The following is a 1256-nucleotide window of genomic DNA, read 5'->3' on the forward strand; positions in this document are numbered from 1 at the left end:
ACTTTACCATCGGCGTCATTAGTCTTCGTTTGAAGAACCGTACCATTCTTATCTTTCAAGACGAAGCTGAACTCACCAGCTTTAAGGGTACGGCCTGCAAGAGCCTTACTGAAGTCGAATTGTGCTGTGACTGGGGCTACCGCATAGTTGTTAAATTCGCTATCAGCTGGCATTGTGACATTGGCTGTCAAGACACCTGTTGTCGCATTCTTAGTGACATTAACAGTCACTTCTGCGTTCATAGTATCATAGTCAATGTCTGTATCTGCTCCGGCTACTTCGCGAACGGTATAGGTATGAGGTCCTTCTGTTGCGTATGAGATCGCGTCAAATTGGATGGTTCCGTCAGCTTTATTCTTCTTCGTTTGGATTACATGGCCATTTTCAAGCAATTCAAAGGTGAAGGCATCAGCTTCAAGCGTTTTTCCTTCCAATTTCTTAGTGAAACTGAATTGTGCTGTAGTTGCACCAGGTGTGAAGGTATTATTGAACTCAGTATCTGTTGGAAGGGCTTTGGTTGCTGTAAGAGTATGACCTGCTTTCGTTACAGTCACTGTCACCTCTGCCTTCATTGGATCATAAGTCATTCCTGCTTCTGAACCAGCTACTTCTTCTACAGTGTACTTATGCTCGCCAACTTCATTGTTCTTATATGTAAGCGCATCGAAGGCTACTTTACCATCGGCGTCATTAGTCTTCGTTTGAAGAACCGTACCATTCTTATCTTTCAAGACGAAGCTGAACTCACCAGCTTTAAGGGTACGGCCTGCAAGAGCCTTACTGAAGTCGAATTGTGCTGTGACTGGGGCTACCGCATAGTTGTTAAATTCGCTATCAGCTGGCATTGTGACATTGGCTGTCAAGACACCTGTTGTCGCATTCTTAGTGACATTAACAGTCACTTCTGCGTTCATAGTATCATAGTCAATGTCTGTATCTGCTCCGGCTACTTCGCGAACGGTATAGGTATGAGGTCCTTCTGTTGCGTATGAGATCGCGTCAAATTGGATGGTTCCGTCAGCTTTATTCTTCTTCGTTTGGATTACATGGCCATTTTCAAGCAATTCAAAGGTGAAGGCATCAGCTTCAAGCGTTTTTCCTTCCAATTTCTTAGTGAAACTGAATTGTGCTGTAGTTGCACCAGGTGTGAAGGTATTATTGAACTCAGTATCTGTTGGAAGGGCTTTGGTTGCTGTAAGAGTATGACCTGCTTTCGTTACAGTCACTGTCACCTCTGCCTTCATTGGATCATAAGT

Annotated in this window: 1 protein-coding gene; it reads right to left on the reverse strand. The window is 43.9% G+C overall.

Going from position 1 to position 1256, the window contains the following annotated elements:
• Positions 1 to 1256, reverse strand: a 1256-nt coding sequence (locus ADH90_RS07965; protein WP_049530793.1) for a Spy0128 family protein, incomplete at both ends; no start/stop codon positions are given.

It is taken from the genome of Streptococcus pseudopneumoniae, assembly GCF_001073085.1.
Lineage (GTDB): Bacteria > Bacillota > Bacilli > Lactobacillales > Streptococcaceae > Streptococcus > Streptococcus pseudopneumoniae_M.